Here is a 12,536-nt window from a genome sequence, read left to right as displayed (position 1 = left end):
AGGAAAACCATGCCATTCATTAATGTCAAGATCATCGAGGGTGTCCTCGACGACGACCAGAAACAGCAACTCATCGCCGAGCTGGCCGAGGCCGTAGTGCGTGTAGGCGGCGAGGGTATGCGCCCGATGACGCGTTGCGCCATCGTCGAGGTGCGCAGCGGCCTGTGGGGGGTGGGCGGAAAGCCGCTGACCACCGAGCAAGCCCGCCCACCGGCCAGGGAGCAACCAAAGTGACACAGCTGCACGACGGACTGCGCTGAATTCCTTCCACCACCTTCCTACGCTTGACCCAAGCTCTACCACCATGACCGAAGCCCTTGACCGCGCCTTTCTGCAGGCACGCACCTTCAACGCCTTTCAGCCACGCGAAGTCAGCGATGCATTGCTGCGCCAGCTGTACGACACCTTGAAGTGGGGTCCCACATCCATGAACAGCCAGCCGGGTCGCTTTCTCTTTCTGCGCTCCGCAGAAGCCAAGAAGCGGCTGGCACCCGCCCTCTCTGCCGGCAATCTGGAGAAGACTCTGCATGCGCCTGTGACTGTGGTGGTGGCGCAGGATTCGCGGTTCTACGACCAGCTTCCACAGCAGTTTCCAGCGGTCAACGCCAAGCCGATGTTCGAGAACAACGCTGTGCTGGCGCAGGCCACGGCGTTTCGCAACAGCGCGCTGCAAGGTGGCTACCTGATCGTGGCCGCCCGTCTGCTGGGGCTGGATGCCGGACCCATGAGCGGCTTCGATGCCGCCCGGGTCGATGCCGAGTTCTTCCCGGACGGGCGGTACAAAACCAACTTCCTCGTGAACCTGGGTTTTGGTGACCCAGCGGGCAACCATCCGCGGGGCCCGAGGCTGGGCTTCGATGAGGTTGCCCAGATTCTCTGACATCGAACACAGGCCTCTTTCGGCTTGAACCCCTAGGTCCGCACAGCGTTCGGACCTAAACCCCTCGCACTACCAAAGAAGACGCAGCTCCCGCGCTGCGCCCGTGCAGTCACGCCTAAAAAATTTACAACGGAGACCACCATGAAGAAAAAACTTGCCACTGCCTTGACCCTTGTTGCCGCAGGCGCCGCCCATGCCCAAACGTCCCTCACCGTGTTCGGCATTCTGGATGTCACCTTACAGCGTGCCCAGCAGGGCGGCGCCAGCATGCATCGTCTGAACGGCGTGGGTGGCCACCAGTTCAGCCGCATCGGGTTTCGGGGCACGGAAGATCTGGGTGATGGGCTGTCGGCGGGCTTCGTATTGGACGCTGGCCTGAACATGGACACAGGTGCCGGTGCGCTGACCAGTACCGACAACCTGACGACGACGGGCGGCGGCGGGCTGACCTTCAACCGCCGTGCTACGGTGAGCCTGCTGTCCAAGACCTGGGGCGAGCTTAGGCTGGGCCGTGATTTTGTTCCTACCTACTGGAACCATAGCGCCTTCGATCCGTTCGGCAGCGCCGGCGCGGGGTCGGTCAACAACGTGGCGCAAGGGGCTTTGACACGGGTGTCCACGGTGCAGACGGCGGTTCGTGCCTCCAATAGCCTTGGCTACGTTCTGCCTGGTTTGAATGGCTTTTATGGCCAGGCCATGTACGCTTTTGCGGAAAATACCGCCGCTACGCCGGCCACCCGCAAGGACGGCAAATATGCCGGTATTCGCCTGGGTTACGCGCAAGACAGTGTGAGCTTTGCTGTCTCCCACGGCGTGACCAACTTGAACAGTGGCGATGTCACCACGAGCAGTGCGGGCGCGAGCTACCAGTTCGGCGCCGTCAAAGCCATGGCATTGGTGTTTCGCGACGACAAGGAGGTGGTCGCTGCACCGAACCGATCCCATGGATGGATGCTGGGCACCCAGATCAACTTGGGGCTTGGGTACATCCCCATCTCCTACTCACGCGTCAAGGACAACTCGGCCAGCGGGCGCAGTGCCAACCAGATGGCCGCGGGTTATGTCTACAACCTGTCCAAGCGCACGGCGGTCTATTCCACCTACTCGCGGCTGCAAAACCGCAACGGTGCCGCATTGACGGGTGGTGGGGTCACGGGCGTGGCCAACGCCACCTGGACCGGCCTGGATCTGGGCATTCGTCACAGCTTCTGAAATCCGGCACAGCGAAAGACATCCCATGACAGCTAAATTCTTCTTACCCATTCTCCTCAGCAGCTTTGGCCTTGCAGCTTGCGGCGGCAGCGACAACGATACCCTGCCGCAACTTGCGGCGGCCCAGCCGGCCACTATCGCCAACTGCGCAACGCTCAGCGGTTTCAGCTTTGCCAGAACGACGATCGCGTCAGCCAGCGTAGTCGCTGCGGGCACACTCTCCAACGCCGGTCAGCCTGTCGGCGAGCACTGCCTGGTGGTAGGGCGCATGAACGAGCGCATCAGCGCGGTCGATGGCCAGAACTACGCCATCGGCTTTCAGATGCGTTTACCGAAGGACTGGAGCGGGCGATTCTTGTACCAGGCCAACGGTGGTACCGATGGCAATGTTGCCGTTGCAGATGGTGGCTCTGCGATCGGCAGCGGTGGACTGCTGCGCAATGGGTTGCAGATGGGCTTTGCCATCATCAGCTCCGACGCCGGCCATTCCTCTGCGCAGAATCCGCTTTTTGGTTTGGACCCACAGGCCCGTCTGGACTACGGCTACACCGCTGTAGGCACGCTTACACCCATGGCCAAAGCCTTGGTCAAAGAAGCGTATGGCAAGGCCCCCGATCGCTCCTACATCGCCGGCACGTCCAATGGAGGACGCCATGCGATGGTCGCGGCCTCCCGGTATGCCGATGCATTTGATGGTGTTCTTGCCACCTCTCCCGGCATCAATTTGCCGCGGGCTGCGGTGGGCAACCTCTCCAATGTAAAACGCTGGGCCACCGTCACCACCATCCGGGTCGTCAATGGCTTGCCCGACTACGAGTCAGCTCTGCCCAAAGCAGAGCGTGAAGTGGTCGCCAGCGCCATCCTCGACAAGTGTGACGCGCTCGATGGCCTGAAGGATGGCTTGGTGCAGGACATTGAGGCTTGCCGCGAGGCCTTCGCTCCCCTGCGGGATATTCCGGCCTGTGCAGGGGCGCGCGACGGGAGCTGCCTCAGCGCAACCCAGAAGACCGTCATTGCCGCGGTGTTCAGCCCGGCACGCAACCGTGTGGGCGACGCCATTTACAGCGGCTTTCCATTTGACGCGGGCATCGTGCAGACGGACTGGGCGGAATGGAAGTTCCGAAATTCCCTGCGCACTGCGCGTAATCCGGTTTGCGTGGGCTACATGTTTTCTTCGCCCCCGGTAAGTGACCTGGGCATGGCCACAGACACCAGCAAGACGGCGGCCTTTGCGCTGAACTTCGACATCGATACCGACGGAGGCAAGATTTTTGCCACCAGCGGTATTTACACCGAGAGTGCCATCTCCTTCATGACGCCTCCGAACGCAACAAAGCTGGATACGCTGCGCAACCGTGGCGCCAAGATGGTGGTCGTTCATGGCGCTTCAGACGCTATTTTCTCGGTGGACGACACACAGGCCTGGTACCAGGGGCTGGACACCTATCACCGGGGCCGGGCGAGCGAGTTCGCACGTTTCTTTCGGGTGCCAGGCATGGGCCATTCGCGCGGCGGACCGGCCACTGACCAGTACGACGCCCTCAGCGCCCTGGTTGCCTGGGTAGAGCAAGGCAAGGCCCCCGAGCGCATCGTCGCGTCGGCGCGGGGTGCGGGCAACGTAGGCGGTGTCAACAGCGAGCTGCCCGCCGGATGGTCGGCGCAACGCAGCCGTCCTTTGTGCCCCTATCCGCAGGTGGCGCGTTACCAGTCCGGTGACTCTGAGGTCGCCAGCAGTTTTGCATGTAGGCCATAAAGGCCGCTGGCGCTGATACTATCTGCGCAAGATGCTATAAAAACAGAAGCGTTTCAGCCACCGCGTTGCAGGCGCACAAAGCTGAACGGCAAGCCCGTGCTGCTGGTGTGGGCCTCGCGGCTCACCTCGGTCCATTCGGGACCGAAGCTGGGTGCGTAGGCATCACCCTCAAAGTCTTGGCCGATCTCAGTGACCACGGCCGTCTGCGCCAAGGGCAGGGCCTGTGCATAGATCTCGGCGCCGCCAATCACCCAGGCATCGGCATCCGTCGGACACAGTGCTGCAGCTTCTGCAATCGAGCCGGCGCGCAGCGCACCCTCGGCCTGCCAATCGGCTTGCCGCGTCACCACGATATTCACGCGCCCTGGCAGCGGCCGAAAGCGTGGCGGCAGCGAATCCCAGGTCTTGCGGCCCATGATCACCGGGCAGCCTAGCGTGGTGCGCTTGAAGTGCGCCATGTCCTCCGGCAGATGCCAGGGCAGGGCGCCGTTCACGCCGATCACGCCATTCGCGGCACGCGCAAAAATCAGGTGCAACTTCATACCGCCACCGGGGCTTTGATGGCCGGGTGGCATTGGTAGTCGAGTACCTCGAAATCCTCAAACTCGTAGCTGAAGATGTCGGCCGGCTTGCGCTTGATGTGCAGGGTCGGGTAAGGGTAGGGCGCGCGACTCAGTTGCTCGTTCACCTGGTCCACGTGGTTGCTGTAGATATGGCAGTCGCCACCGGTCCAGATGAAGTCGCCCACCGCCAGATCGCACTGCTGGGCCACCATATGGGTCAGCAGCGCATAGCTGGCAATGTTGAAGGGCACACCCAAAAAGATGTCGGCGCTGCGCTGGTACAGCTGGCAGCTGAGCTTGCCGTCGGCCACATAGAACTGGAAGAACGCGTGGCAGGGCATCAACGCCATCTGGTCCAGCTCGGCCACGTTCCAGGCGCTGACGATGATGCGGCGGCTGTCGGGGTTGGTCTTCAGGGTCTGGATCACCTGGGCGATCTGGTCGATGTGGCCGCCATCGGGCGTAGGCCAGCTGCGCCACTGCACGCCGTAGACCGGGCCCAGGCTGCCGTCGGGGCGCGCCCATTCGTCCCAGATGCTGACGCCGCGTTCCTTCAGCCAGTTGTTGTCGCTGCTGCCCTGCAGAAACCACAGCAGCTCCTGGATGATGGAGCGCAGGTGCACCTTCTTGGTGGTGACCAGCGGAAAGCCTTCGTTCAGGTCGAAGCGCATCTGGTGGCCGAACACGCTGCGCGTGCCGGTGCCGGTGCGGTCGGTCTTGGCCGTGCCGGTGGTGTGCACCAGGCGCATGAAATCTTCGTACTGGGAGCGGATGGGGCGGGTCATGTCGGGGTCAGATCAAAAAAACAGCTGCAATCGCAGCCCAGCGATTTTAGAACCCCGCGTTCCCTACCAGGACGACCCGGCCTGGGTTCATCAGGTTCTGAGGGTCCAGCGCCTGCTTGATGCCGCGCATCAGCTCCAGTGCCACCGGGGATTTGTAGTGCTCCAGGTGGCCGACCTTCAGGCTGCCCACGCCGTGCTCGGCCGAGATCGAACCGCCGTGCGCCAGCACCGCGTCGAACACCAGGGTGTTGACCTCGTCTTCCTTTTCGCGCAGGAACTGGGCCGGGTCACCCTCGGCCGGGGCCTGCACGTTGTAGTGCAGATTGCCGTCGCCCAGGTGGCCGAAGTTGACCAGGCGCACGCCGGGGATATGGGTTTGCAGCAGTGCGTCGGTGCTGCGCACGAACTCAGGGATGCGCGACACCGGGATGGAGATGTCGTGCTTGATGTTCAGCCCTTCCTCGGCCTGGGCCATGGAGATGCTTTCGCGCACATGCCACAGCGCATGCGCCTGGGCCAGGTTTTCGGCGACTACGGCATCGGTCACGCAGCCTTGCTCCAGCGCCAGTTCCAGCAGGCTTTCGAACCGGGTGCGCGCATGGGTTTCGGATTCGTTGTCCGAGTTCTCCAGCAGCACGCACCAGGGCGTGTCCTGGTACAGCGGCACGCGCTGCTGCGGGTAGTGCTTGGCCACCAGGCTCAGGGCAAACTGGCCCATCACCTCGAAGCCGGTCAGGCCTGCGCCCAGGTGCTGGTGCGCCAGGCCCAGCAGGGTAACGGCATCTTCCAGGCTGGGCGCGGCGGCCCAGGCGGTGAGCTGGGCCGCGGGCTGGGGATACAGCTTCATGGTGGCGGCGGTGATGATGCCCAGCGTTCCTTCGCTGCCGACGAAAAGGTTGCGCAGGTCGTAACCGGTGTTGTCCTTGCGCAGGCCGCTCAGGCCGCTCCAGATTTCGCCGTGGGCGGTGACTACCTCCAGCCCCAGGCATAGTTCGCGTGCATTGCCGTAGCGCAGCACCTGGGTGCCGCCGGCATTGGTGGCCAGATTGCCGCCTATGGTGCAGCTGCCCTCGGCGCCCAGGCTCAGCGGAAACAGAAAGCCGGCGTTGGCCGCGGTTTCCTGCAGGCTTTGCAGGATGCAGCCAGCCTCCACCGTCATGGTCAGGTTGGCACCGTCTACCGCGCGCACCGCATGCATGCGCTGCAGGCTCAGCACAATCTGCGTGCCCGACTCATCTGGCGTACTGCCGACCACCAGGCCGGTATTGCCGCCCTGGGGTACGATGCTGACGCCGGTGACGGCGCAGGCCTTGACCACGGCCGCCACTTCGGCCGTGCTGCCGGGGCGCACCACGGCCAGCGACTTGCCGCGGCTGCGCTTGCGCCAGTCGTGCTCATAGGCGCTGAGGTCGCCGTCGGTCAGTACATGTTGGGCGCCGATCAGCTGGCGCAGGTTGTCGAGCAGGGCTTGCATGGTGGGTCTCCCAGTTAAATCGCCGCAGCGGCTGCCGCGGCCTTGGCGTGCTTGAAGCGCAGCCGCACATGCAGCGCGCAGGCGGCGAACAAGACCACGCACAGCAAGGCCTCGGCCAGCGCATACCAGCGGCTGGGTGCGGCATCGCTGTAGGCGCGGACTACGCCTTCGGTGAAATAGAGCCAGACCATCAGGCTGACCCAGCGGTAGGTGTACATGCGGTTCTTCAGCAGGCCGACCAGGGGGATGCACAGCGGCAGCGCCTTCAGCGCCAGGATCACGCTGCCCGGGCGCAGCGGCGCCAGCACCAGTTCCCAGGCCAGGCTCAGCACAATCAGCCCCAGCAGGCTGCCCACGGCCAGTATGCGGGTCCAGGCGACAGAGTTTTCGTTGTTATTCATAGCGATGGCATCATAGCGGCCATGCCTTTGTCCCTTTTTGCTTTGTCCCAGCGCTTCGACCTGTTCCTGAAAGACCTGTCCCGCTTCCCCTGGAAAACCACCGCCCACACGCTGCGCGAGCGCTTTCGTGAGGACCACCTGGGCTTGACGGCCAGCAGTTTGACGTTTACCACTTCGCTGGCCTTGGTGCCATTCTTTACCGTGGCGCTGGCCATCTTTACCGCGTTCCCGATGTTCGGCAAAGTGCAGGTGGTGCTGCAGAAGTGGCTGGTGCAAAGCCTGATCCCCGAGAGCATTGCCCGCCAGGTGCAGGGCTACCTCACGCAGTTTGCCAGCCAGGCCAGCAAGCTGGGCTCGGTGGGCTTAGCCATCGTGCTGTTCACCGCGCTTGCGCTGATTTTGACCATAGACCACACGCTGAACGCCATCTGGCGCGTGCGCCGGGCCCGGCCGCTGGGCCAGCGGGTGCTGATCTACTGGGCCGCCATCACCCTGGGGCCGCTGCTGCTGGGCGCCAGCCTGGCGCTGACCTCGTATCTGGTATCCAGTTCGCAGGGCGTGGTGGACAGCCTGCCGGGTGGCGTGCGCCTGTTGTTCAGCCTGCTGCAGATGGCCTTGCTGGCCACCGGCATGGCCGCGCTGTACCGCTATGTGCCGAACACCCGGGTCAAGTGGTCGCATGCCTGGGCCGGCGGCGTGTTTGTGGCCCTGGGCATTGAAGCCGCCAAGCGCTTGCTGACAGCCTACCTGGCGATGGTGCCCACCTATTCCATGGTCTACGGCGCATTTGCCACCTTGCCGATTCTGCTGGTCTGGATCTACCTGGCCTGGGTGGTGGTGTTGTTGGGCGCGGTGATCGCCGCCTACATGCCCAGTCTGCTGCAAGGCGTGGCCCGGCGCGCCACCACTCACGGCTGGCCGTTTTTGCTGGCCATCGAGGTGCTGCAGCAGCTGCACCGGGCGCGGGCCGCGGGCGACAAGGGCTTGAGCATGCCGCAGCTGGAACAGGCGGTGCAGGTCGACACACTGCAGCTGGAGCCGGTGCTCAACGTGCTGGCGGCCATGGACTGGGTGGGGCGCCTGGAAGAGCTGGAGCCGCTGGACGGCTCGGCCACGGCCCGCGAGCCGCGCTGGCTGCTGCTGGTTGACCCCGACCGCACCTTGCTGTTGCCCCTGGTCGAGCAGTTGCTGCTGACCCCGGCGCCCGCGCTGGAAAATTTATGGAAAAACAACGACCGGCGCAGCATGTACCTGCGCGACGTGCTATGAAATAACTAGCGCGCCCGGGGGCCGGGTGGCGTGGGGGCTGCGGGGCTGTGCGGGGCGCTTTCCACCCGATCGCGGCCGTTCTGCTTGGCCTGGTAGAGCAGCTTGTCGACGCTGTCAATGAACGCGGCAATGTCCGCATCCGGCGCCGGCACGGTGGTGGCCACGCCCAGGCTGCAGGTCAAAACTGCTTGCTGGGGCGAGCCGGCATGCGGAATCTGCAGCTGGCTGACCATGGCGCGGCAGCGCTCGGCGATTTTCAGGGCCGAGGCCTGGTTGGTTTCGGGCAGCACCAGGATGAATTCCTCGCCGCCATAGCGGCCCACAAAGTCGCGCGACCGGGTGGCCGCCGCCGCCAGGGTCTGGGCCACTTGCTTCAAGGTGTCGTCGCCCTTCAGGTGGCCGTAGTGGTCGTTGTACTGCTTGAAGTAGTCGATATCCAGCATGATCACCGACAGTGGTTGCTGGTTGCGCCGGGCGTTGGTCCACTCGATATCGATGATGGAGTCGAACAGGCGCCGGTTCGCAATGCCGGTCAGGCCGTCCTTGAAGGACAGCTCTTCCAGCTCTTTTTGCAAGCTGATCAGCTTTTCTTCGGTCTTCTTGCGCTCGCTGATGTCGAACATGAAGCCCACCAGGGCCTCAACCTCGCCGTCCTTGCGCACCACATGCACTACATCGCGTATCCACACGTAGCCGCCGTCCTTGGTCAGCGCGCGGTAGTCGGCCTCGTGGTCGACCCCGGCCTGCGACCGGCTGACGCAGTAGTTGAAGGTGACTTCGCGGTCTTCGGGGTGCATGCGCTCGGCCCAGTCCTGAGCGCTGACCCAGCTCTCGGGCGACCAACCGAGCAGCTGCTCGATCTGCGGGCCGATGTAGGCAAACTTCAGGGTCTTCCAGTCGATCTTCCAGGGAATGGCCTTGGTGGATTCGAGCAGGGTTTTGTAGACGGTGGGGTCAATGTCCATGGCGGTCAGCTTAGCGCACGCGCATGAAGCTGTGATGAAGGTTGGAAGGGGCTGTTCTTCGGCCAGGCATTTAGATAAAAAATGCCTGTAGCGCAATCAATGTAAGCGCGGGAAGCTATGGAAAATATAGCGGTCAGTGCGCGCAGGCAACCATGTCCAATTCCACCGTGGCGTTCTTGGGCAGCTGCAGCACGCCCACCGAGGTGCGGGTGTGGGCGCCGGCCGGGCCCAGCACCTGGTACAGGATCTCAGAGGCGCCATCGGCCACCTCGCTGTGCTGGGTGAAGTCGTCGCTGCACTGAACATAGACGGTAATACGCAGCACGGCCGCCACCTGGTCCAGGCTGCCCAGCGCGCGCTGCAGCAGCGCCAGCGCCCGCATCGCACACACCTTGGCCGCATGCTGGGCCTGGGCCAGGGCCACATCGGCACCAGCGCGGCCGGTGACCACCACCGTGCTGTCGACCCGTGGGATCTGCCCGCTGATGTAGATGTCGCGGCCATTGCGCAGGAGCGGCACATAGTTGCCGCCGATCTTGATTTCGCCGTCGAAGGAATAGCCGAGTGCGGCGGCCGCGTGTTGGAAGCGTTGGTCTGCGGTGGTCATGTGGGAGCCGGGTTAGGAGGCGGGCAGGGCGCTGCTGTGCAGGTCGGCGCGGCGGAACGGGCGCTCGTGGTCGGCCAGCTCCAGTGCCAGCCGGGTCACCATGTCGTGCGAACGCGAGGGTGCCGCCTGCAGCGGCATCACGCTCAGCCAGCCGGCCAGCCCCAGCAGCGCCCAGCGCAGGCGCAGCAGTGGCGGGCGCGCGGGCACCGCACCCATGTGGGCGATGGCCCAGGCGCTGGCGGCCGCACCCAGGGCGAAACCGGCAATCACTTCGGACCAGGAATGCACCTGGATCTCGATCCGGCTCCAGGCGATCAGCGCGGCCAATGCATAACCGCCCAGTAGGGCCAGGCGTTGGGTGTGGCGGGCCTGGGTCCACTGCGCGACCAAGGTGTAGGCCAGTACCGGATAGACACCGGCCGCAAACATGGAGTGGCCGGAGAAACCGGTGAAGTCCAGCGCTGCAATCCCAACGCCCCAGCCGATGAAGGCGATCTTGGACAGCGAGGTAATGAAGATGGCTACGCCGAACGGCAGCAGCCAGGCCAGCACCGGCCGCAGCGTGCGCGCCGACAGCAGCATCCACAGGCTGAGGGCGGCCGCAATCGGTAGCACGATGCCCATTTCGCCAAAACGGGTGATCCAGTACGGGGCTTTGGCGATGAAATAGTCCATCTACGGATTTTATTGCAGCGCAACATGGCCCAGATGGGGTGGTCAAGGCGGTAACAGCTTGTTTCGATGCCGGTGGCAGGCATTTGTTGGCATGGAACAGGCTTTTGTGGGCTATATTGCAATGGCATCCATCCCCTACTGTGTTACGAGGAGAAACCCATGAAAGTCAGCGACATCCTGCGTGTGAAAGGCAGCACGCTCTATACCGCCAATCCGGACGAGCTTCTCTCCAGTGCCGTGTCGGTGATGGCCGAGAAGGACATTGGCTCCCTGGTGGTGATGTTCCACGGCGATCTGGTCGGCATGCTGACCTTTCGCGAGGTGATCCAGCTGGTGGTGAAGAACGGTGGCGCCCTGGGTTCGACCCTGGTGCGTACCGCCATGGACGACCATCCCCTGACCTGCACCCCTGAAACCGAGCTCGACGAAGTGCGCCGCATGATGCTGGAGCGCCACGCCCGCTACATGCCGGTGATGAACCAGAAGATGCTGATGGGGGTCATCAGCTTTTACGACGTGGCCAAGGCCGTGGTGGACAGCCAGAATTTCGAGAACAAGATGCTCAAAGCCTACATCCGCGACTGGCCGGCGGGTGATGAAGACAAAGAAGGCTGATTTCCCGTCAGCGCATAAAAAAAGCCCGGCTGGTATCGCTGGGCTTTTTTGTTGGGGGCTAGCGTTCAGAGCTGGTTGGCGTAGATCATGTCGCGCACCCTAGGGTAGATCTGCTGGTTCCATTTTTTGCCACTGAACACGCCGTAGTGGCCCACGCCGGTCTGGATGTGGTGGGTGCGCATGCTGGGCCGCACGCTGCTGGCCAGGTCTTGGGCGGCCATGGTCTGGCCGACCGAGCAGATGTCGTCGCGCTCACCCTCCACGGTCATCAGTGCGGTGCGGCGGATGGCTGCGGGTTTGACGATGCGGTCCTTGTAGCTGAGCACACCGCGCGGCAGGTCGTAGGTCTGGAACACCTTGGCCACGGTTTCCAGGTAGAACTCGGCCGGAAGGTCGTTCACCGCCAGGTATTCGTCGTAGAAGGTACGGATCTTGTCGGCCTGGTCGATATCGCCTTCGAGCAGGTATTTGTACATGTCCTTGAACTGCTGTTTGTGGCGTTCGGGGTTCATGCTCAGGAAGGCGCTGAGCTGGATGAAGCCTGGGTAGACCCGGCGCATAAAGCCCTTGTGCGGCAGCGGCACGTGGCTGATCAGGTTTTTCTCGAACCATTCGATCGGCTTGCTGATGGCCAGGGTGTTGACGGCCGTGGGATTGATACGGCAGTCGACCGGGCCCGCCATCAGCGTCAGGCTGCGCGGTTGGCTGGGGTGGTTGTCCTCGGCCATGATGGCTGTGGCCGCCAGCGCCGCCACGCAGGGCTGGCACACGGCGACCACGTGGCTGCCGGGGCCGATCTCTTCGATGAAGCGGATCATGTGCTCGGCGTAGTCGTCCAGCGTAAACGCGCCGTGGGTCAGGGCGACATCGCGGGCGTTGTGCCAGTCGGTGATGTAGACGTCGTGGTCTTGTAGCAGGGTGCGCAGGGTTTCACGCAGCAAGGTCGCAAAGTGGCCCGACAAGGGCGCAACCAGTAATACCGGCGGCTGGTCGGCGACGCCCGGTTTTTTGAAGTGCAGCAGGGTGCCAAATGGCATGCTGAGGGTGGTTTCCTCGACCACTTCGACCTCTTTGTCGCCCACTTTCACCGACGTAATGCCGTAGCTGGGCCGCGTATGGGTGAGTCGCAGGCGTGAAAACACGTCGCAGGCCGCGGCGATACGCCGTACCGGGCTGCGGTCGGTGTCTTTGAACCACAGGTTGGCGCCGAGGCTTTGGGCCATCAGGCGAAAAGGCGACATCAAGTCGGATTGGAGTTGATAGGCCTGGTAAAGCATGGGGGAGGTTCCTGGCTCGAAGCGAGATATATCCAATGCAGGCAAGTTATGGGCCATCCA

At 63.3% G+C, this 12,536-nt stretch carries 14 protein-coding genes; 6 read left to right on the top strand and 8 right to left on the bottom strand.

Going from position 1 to position 12,536, the window contains the following annotated elements; genetic code table 11:
• The first annotated feature begins 9 nt into the window (after window positions 1–9).
• From BLT66_RS16295 to BLT66_RS16280, 4 genes are all read left to right on the top strand, one after another.
• A complete protein-coding gene (locus BLT66_RS16295; RefSeq protein ID WP_092758963.1) occupies window positions 10–234 on the top strand; it encodes a tautomerase family protein in 225 nt (74 codons plus the stop codon).
• Window positions 235–304: 70 nt separating this feature from the next.
• On the top strand, window positions 305–880 hold the full coding sequence (locus BLT66_RS16290; protein WP_092758961.1) for a malonic semialdehyde reductase: 576 nt from the start codon (window positions 305–307) through the stop codon (window positions 878–880).
• A gap of 141 nt (window positions 881–1,021) precedes the next feature.
• Entirely contained in the window at window positions 1,022–2,092 is a 1,071-nt protein-coding gene (locus BLT66_RS16285; RefSeq protein WP_092758959.1) for a porin, read from the top strand.
• 25 nt (window positions 2,093–2,117) lie between these two features.
• The gene (locus tag BLT66_RS16280; protein WP_092758957.1) at window positions 2,118–3,845 is read left to right on the top strand and encodes a tannase/feruloyl esterase family alpha/beta hydrolase; all 1,728 of its coding nucleotides are present in this window, start codon (window positions 2,118–2,120) and stop codon (window positions 3,843–3,845) included.
• Between the two features lie 53 nt (window positions 3,846–3,898).
• Here BLT66_RS16280 and BLT66_RS16275 read toward each other — a convergent pair whose 3' ends face one another.
• The 4 genes from BLT66_RS16275 to BLT66_RS16260 are packed head-to-tail and all read right to left on the bottom strand — an operon-like array spanning window position 3,899 to window position 7,068.
• Window positions 3,899–4,387: a dihydrofolate reductase gene (locus tag BLT66_RS16275; protein WP_092758955.1), complete on the bottom strand. Its 489-nt coding sequence runs from the start codon at window positions 4,385–4,387 to the stop codon at window positions 3,899–3,901.
• A complete protein-coding gene (locus tag BLT66_RS16270; RefSeq protein ID WP_092758953.1) occupies window positions 4,384–5,193 on the bottom strand; it encodes a thymidylate synthase in 810 nt (269 codons plus the stop codon). Before BLT66_RS16270 ends, BLT66_RS16275 begins: the two co-directional genes overlap by 4 nt.
• 46 nt (window positions 5,194–5,239) lie before the next feature.
• Window positions 5,240–6,667: an FAD-binding oxidoreductase gene (locus BLT66_RS16265; protein ID WP_092758951.1), complete on the bottom strand. Its 1,428-nt coding sequence runs from the start codon at window positions 6,665–6,667 to the stop codon at window positions 5,240–5,242.
• Window positions 6,668–6,681: 14 nt separating this feature from the next.
• A complete protein-coding gene (locus BLT66_RS16260; RefSeq protein ID WP_092758949.1) occupies window positions 6,682–7,068 on the bottom strand; it encodes a DUF2069 domain-containing protein in 387 nt (128 codons plus the stop codon).
• 21 nt (window positions 7,069–7,089) lie between these two features.
• On the opposite strand from BLT66_RS16260, the gene BLT66_RS16255 reads away from it, so the two are divergent.
• Entirely contained in the window at window positions 7,090–8,337 is a 1,248-nt protein-coding gene (locus BLT66_RS16255; RefSeq protein ID WP_092758947.1) for a YihY family inner membrane protein, read from the top strand.
• Between the two features lie 5 nt (window positions 8,338–8,342).
• Here BLT66_RS16255 and BLT66_RS16250 read toward each other — a convergent pair whose 3' ends face one another.
• The 3 genes from BLT66_RS16250 to BLT66_RS16240 all read right to left on the bottom strand — a co-directional run bounded on the left by BLT66_RS16250 (window position 8,343) and on the right by BLT66_RS16240 (window position 10,584).
• The gene (locus tag BLT66_RS16250; RefSeq protein WP_092758945.1) at window positions 8,343–9,302 is read right to left on the bottom strand and encodes a sensor domain-containing diguanylate cyclase; all 960 of its coding nucleotides are present in this window, start codon (window positions 9,300–9,302) and stop codon (window positions 8,343–8,345) included.
• A gap of 133 nt (window positions 9,303–9,435) precedes the next feature.
• The gene (locus BLT66_RS16245) at window positions 9,436–9,909 is read right to left on the bottom strand and encodes a RidA family protein (RefSeq protein ID WP_092758943.1); all 474 of its coding nucleotides are present in this window, start codon (window positions 9,907–9,909) and stop codon (window positions 9,436–9,438) included.
• Between the two features lie 12 nt (window positions 9,910–9,921).
• Window positions 9,922–10,584 (bottom strand): phosphatase PAP2 family protein, encoded by a 663-nt coding sequence (locus tag BLT66_RS16240; protein ID WP_092758941.1) that lies wholly within the window; start codon window positions 10,582–10,584, stop codon window positions 9,922–9,924.
• Window positions 10,585–10,743: 159 nt separating this feature from the next.
• On the opposite strand from BLT66_RS16240, the gene BLT66_RS16235 reads away from it, so the two are divergent.
• The gene (locus BLT66_RS16235) at window positions 10,744–11,199 is read left to right on the top strand and encodes a CBS domain-containing protein (protein WP_092758939.1); all 456 of its coding nucleotides are present in this window, start codon (window positions 10,744–10,746) and stop codon (window positions 11,197–11,199) included.
• Between the two features lie 65 nt (window positions 11,200–11,264).
• On the opposite strand, the gene BLT66_RS16230 is transcribed toward BLT66_RS16235, so the two are convergent.
• Window positions 11,265–12,476 (bottom strand): polyhydroxyalkanoate depolymerase, encoded by a 1,212-nt coding sequence (locus BLT66_RS16230; protein WP_092758937.1) that lies wholly within the window; start codon window positions 12,474–12,476, stop codon window positions 11,265–11,267.
• Window positions 12,477–12,536 lie beyond the last annotated feature (60 nt).

It is taken from the genome of Rhodoferax sp. OV413, assembly GCF_900104385.1.
In the GTDB taxonomy this organism is placed as follows: Bacteria; Pseudomonadota; Gammaproteobacteria; order Burkholderiales; family Burkholderiaceae_C; genus Rhodoferax_B.
Note: the sequence above shows the minus strand (reverse complement) of the source record. Positions and strands in the feature narration are given on the sequence as shown.

Bases quoted from the DNA above. Each gene is read 5' to 3' on its own strand.
- BLT66_RS16295 (WP_092758963.1), top strand. From the start codon at position 10: ATGCCATTCATTAATGTCAAGATCATCGAGGGTGTCCTCGACGACGAC.
- BLT66_RS16290 (WP_092758961.1), top strand. From the start codon at position 305: ATGACCGAAGCCCTTGACCGCGCCTTTCTGCAGGCACGCACCTTCAAC.
- BLT66_RS16285 (WP_092758959.1), top strand. From the start codon at position 1,022: ATGAAGAAAAAACTTGCCACTGCCTTGACCCTTGTTGCCGCAGGCGCC.
- BLT66_RS16280 (WP_092758957.1), top strand. From the start codon at position 2,118: ATGACAGCTAAATTCTTCTTACCCATTCTCCTCAGCAGCTTTGGCCTT.
- BLT66_RS16275 (WP_092758955.1), bottom strand. From the start codon at position 4,387: ATGAAGTTGCACCTGATTTTTGCGCGTGCCGCGAATGGCGTGATCGGC.
- BLT66_RS16270 (WP_092758953.1), bottom strand. From the start codon at position 5,193: ATGACCCGCCCCATCCGCTCCCAGTACGAAGATTTCATGCGCCTGGTG.
- BLT66_RS16265 (WP_092758951.1), bottom strand. From the start codon at position 6,667: ATGCAAGCCCTGCTCGACAACCTGCGCCAGCTGATCGGCGCCCAACAT.
- BLT66_RS16260 (WP_092758949.1), bottom strand. From the start codon at position 7,068: ATGAATAACAACGAAAACTCTGTCGCCTGGACCCGCATACTGGCCGTG.
- BLT66_RS16255 (WP_092758947.1), top strand. From the start codon at position 7,090: ATGCCTTTGTCCCTTTTTGCTTTGTCCCAGCGCTTCGACCTGTTCCTG.
- BLT66_RS16250 (WP_092758945.1), bottom strand. From the start codon at position 9,302: ATGGACATTGACCCCACCGTCTACAAAACCCTGCTCGAATCCACCAAG.
- BLT66_RS16245 (WP_092758943.1), bottom strand. From the start codon at position 9,909: ATGACCACCGCAGACCAACGCTTCCAACACGCGGCCGCCGCACTCGGC.
- BLT66_RS16240 (WP_092758941.1), bottom strand. From the start codon at position 10,584: ATGGACTATTTCATCGCCAAAGCCCCGTACTGGATCACCCGTTTTGGC.
- BLT66_RS16235 (WP_092758939.1), top strand. From the start codon at position 10,744: ATGAAAGTCAGCGACATCCTGCGTGTGAAAGGCAGCACGCTCTATACC.
- BLT66_RS16230 (WP_092758937.1), bottom strand. From the start codon at position 12,476: ATGCTTTACCAGGCCTATCAACTCCAATCCGACTTGATGTCGCCTTTT.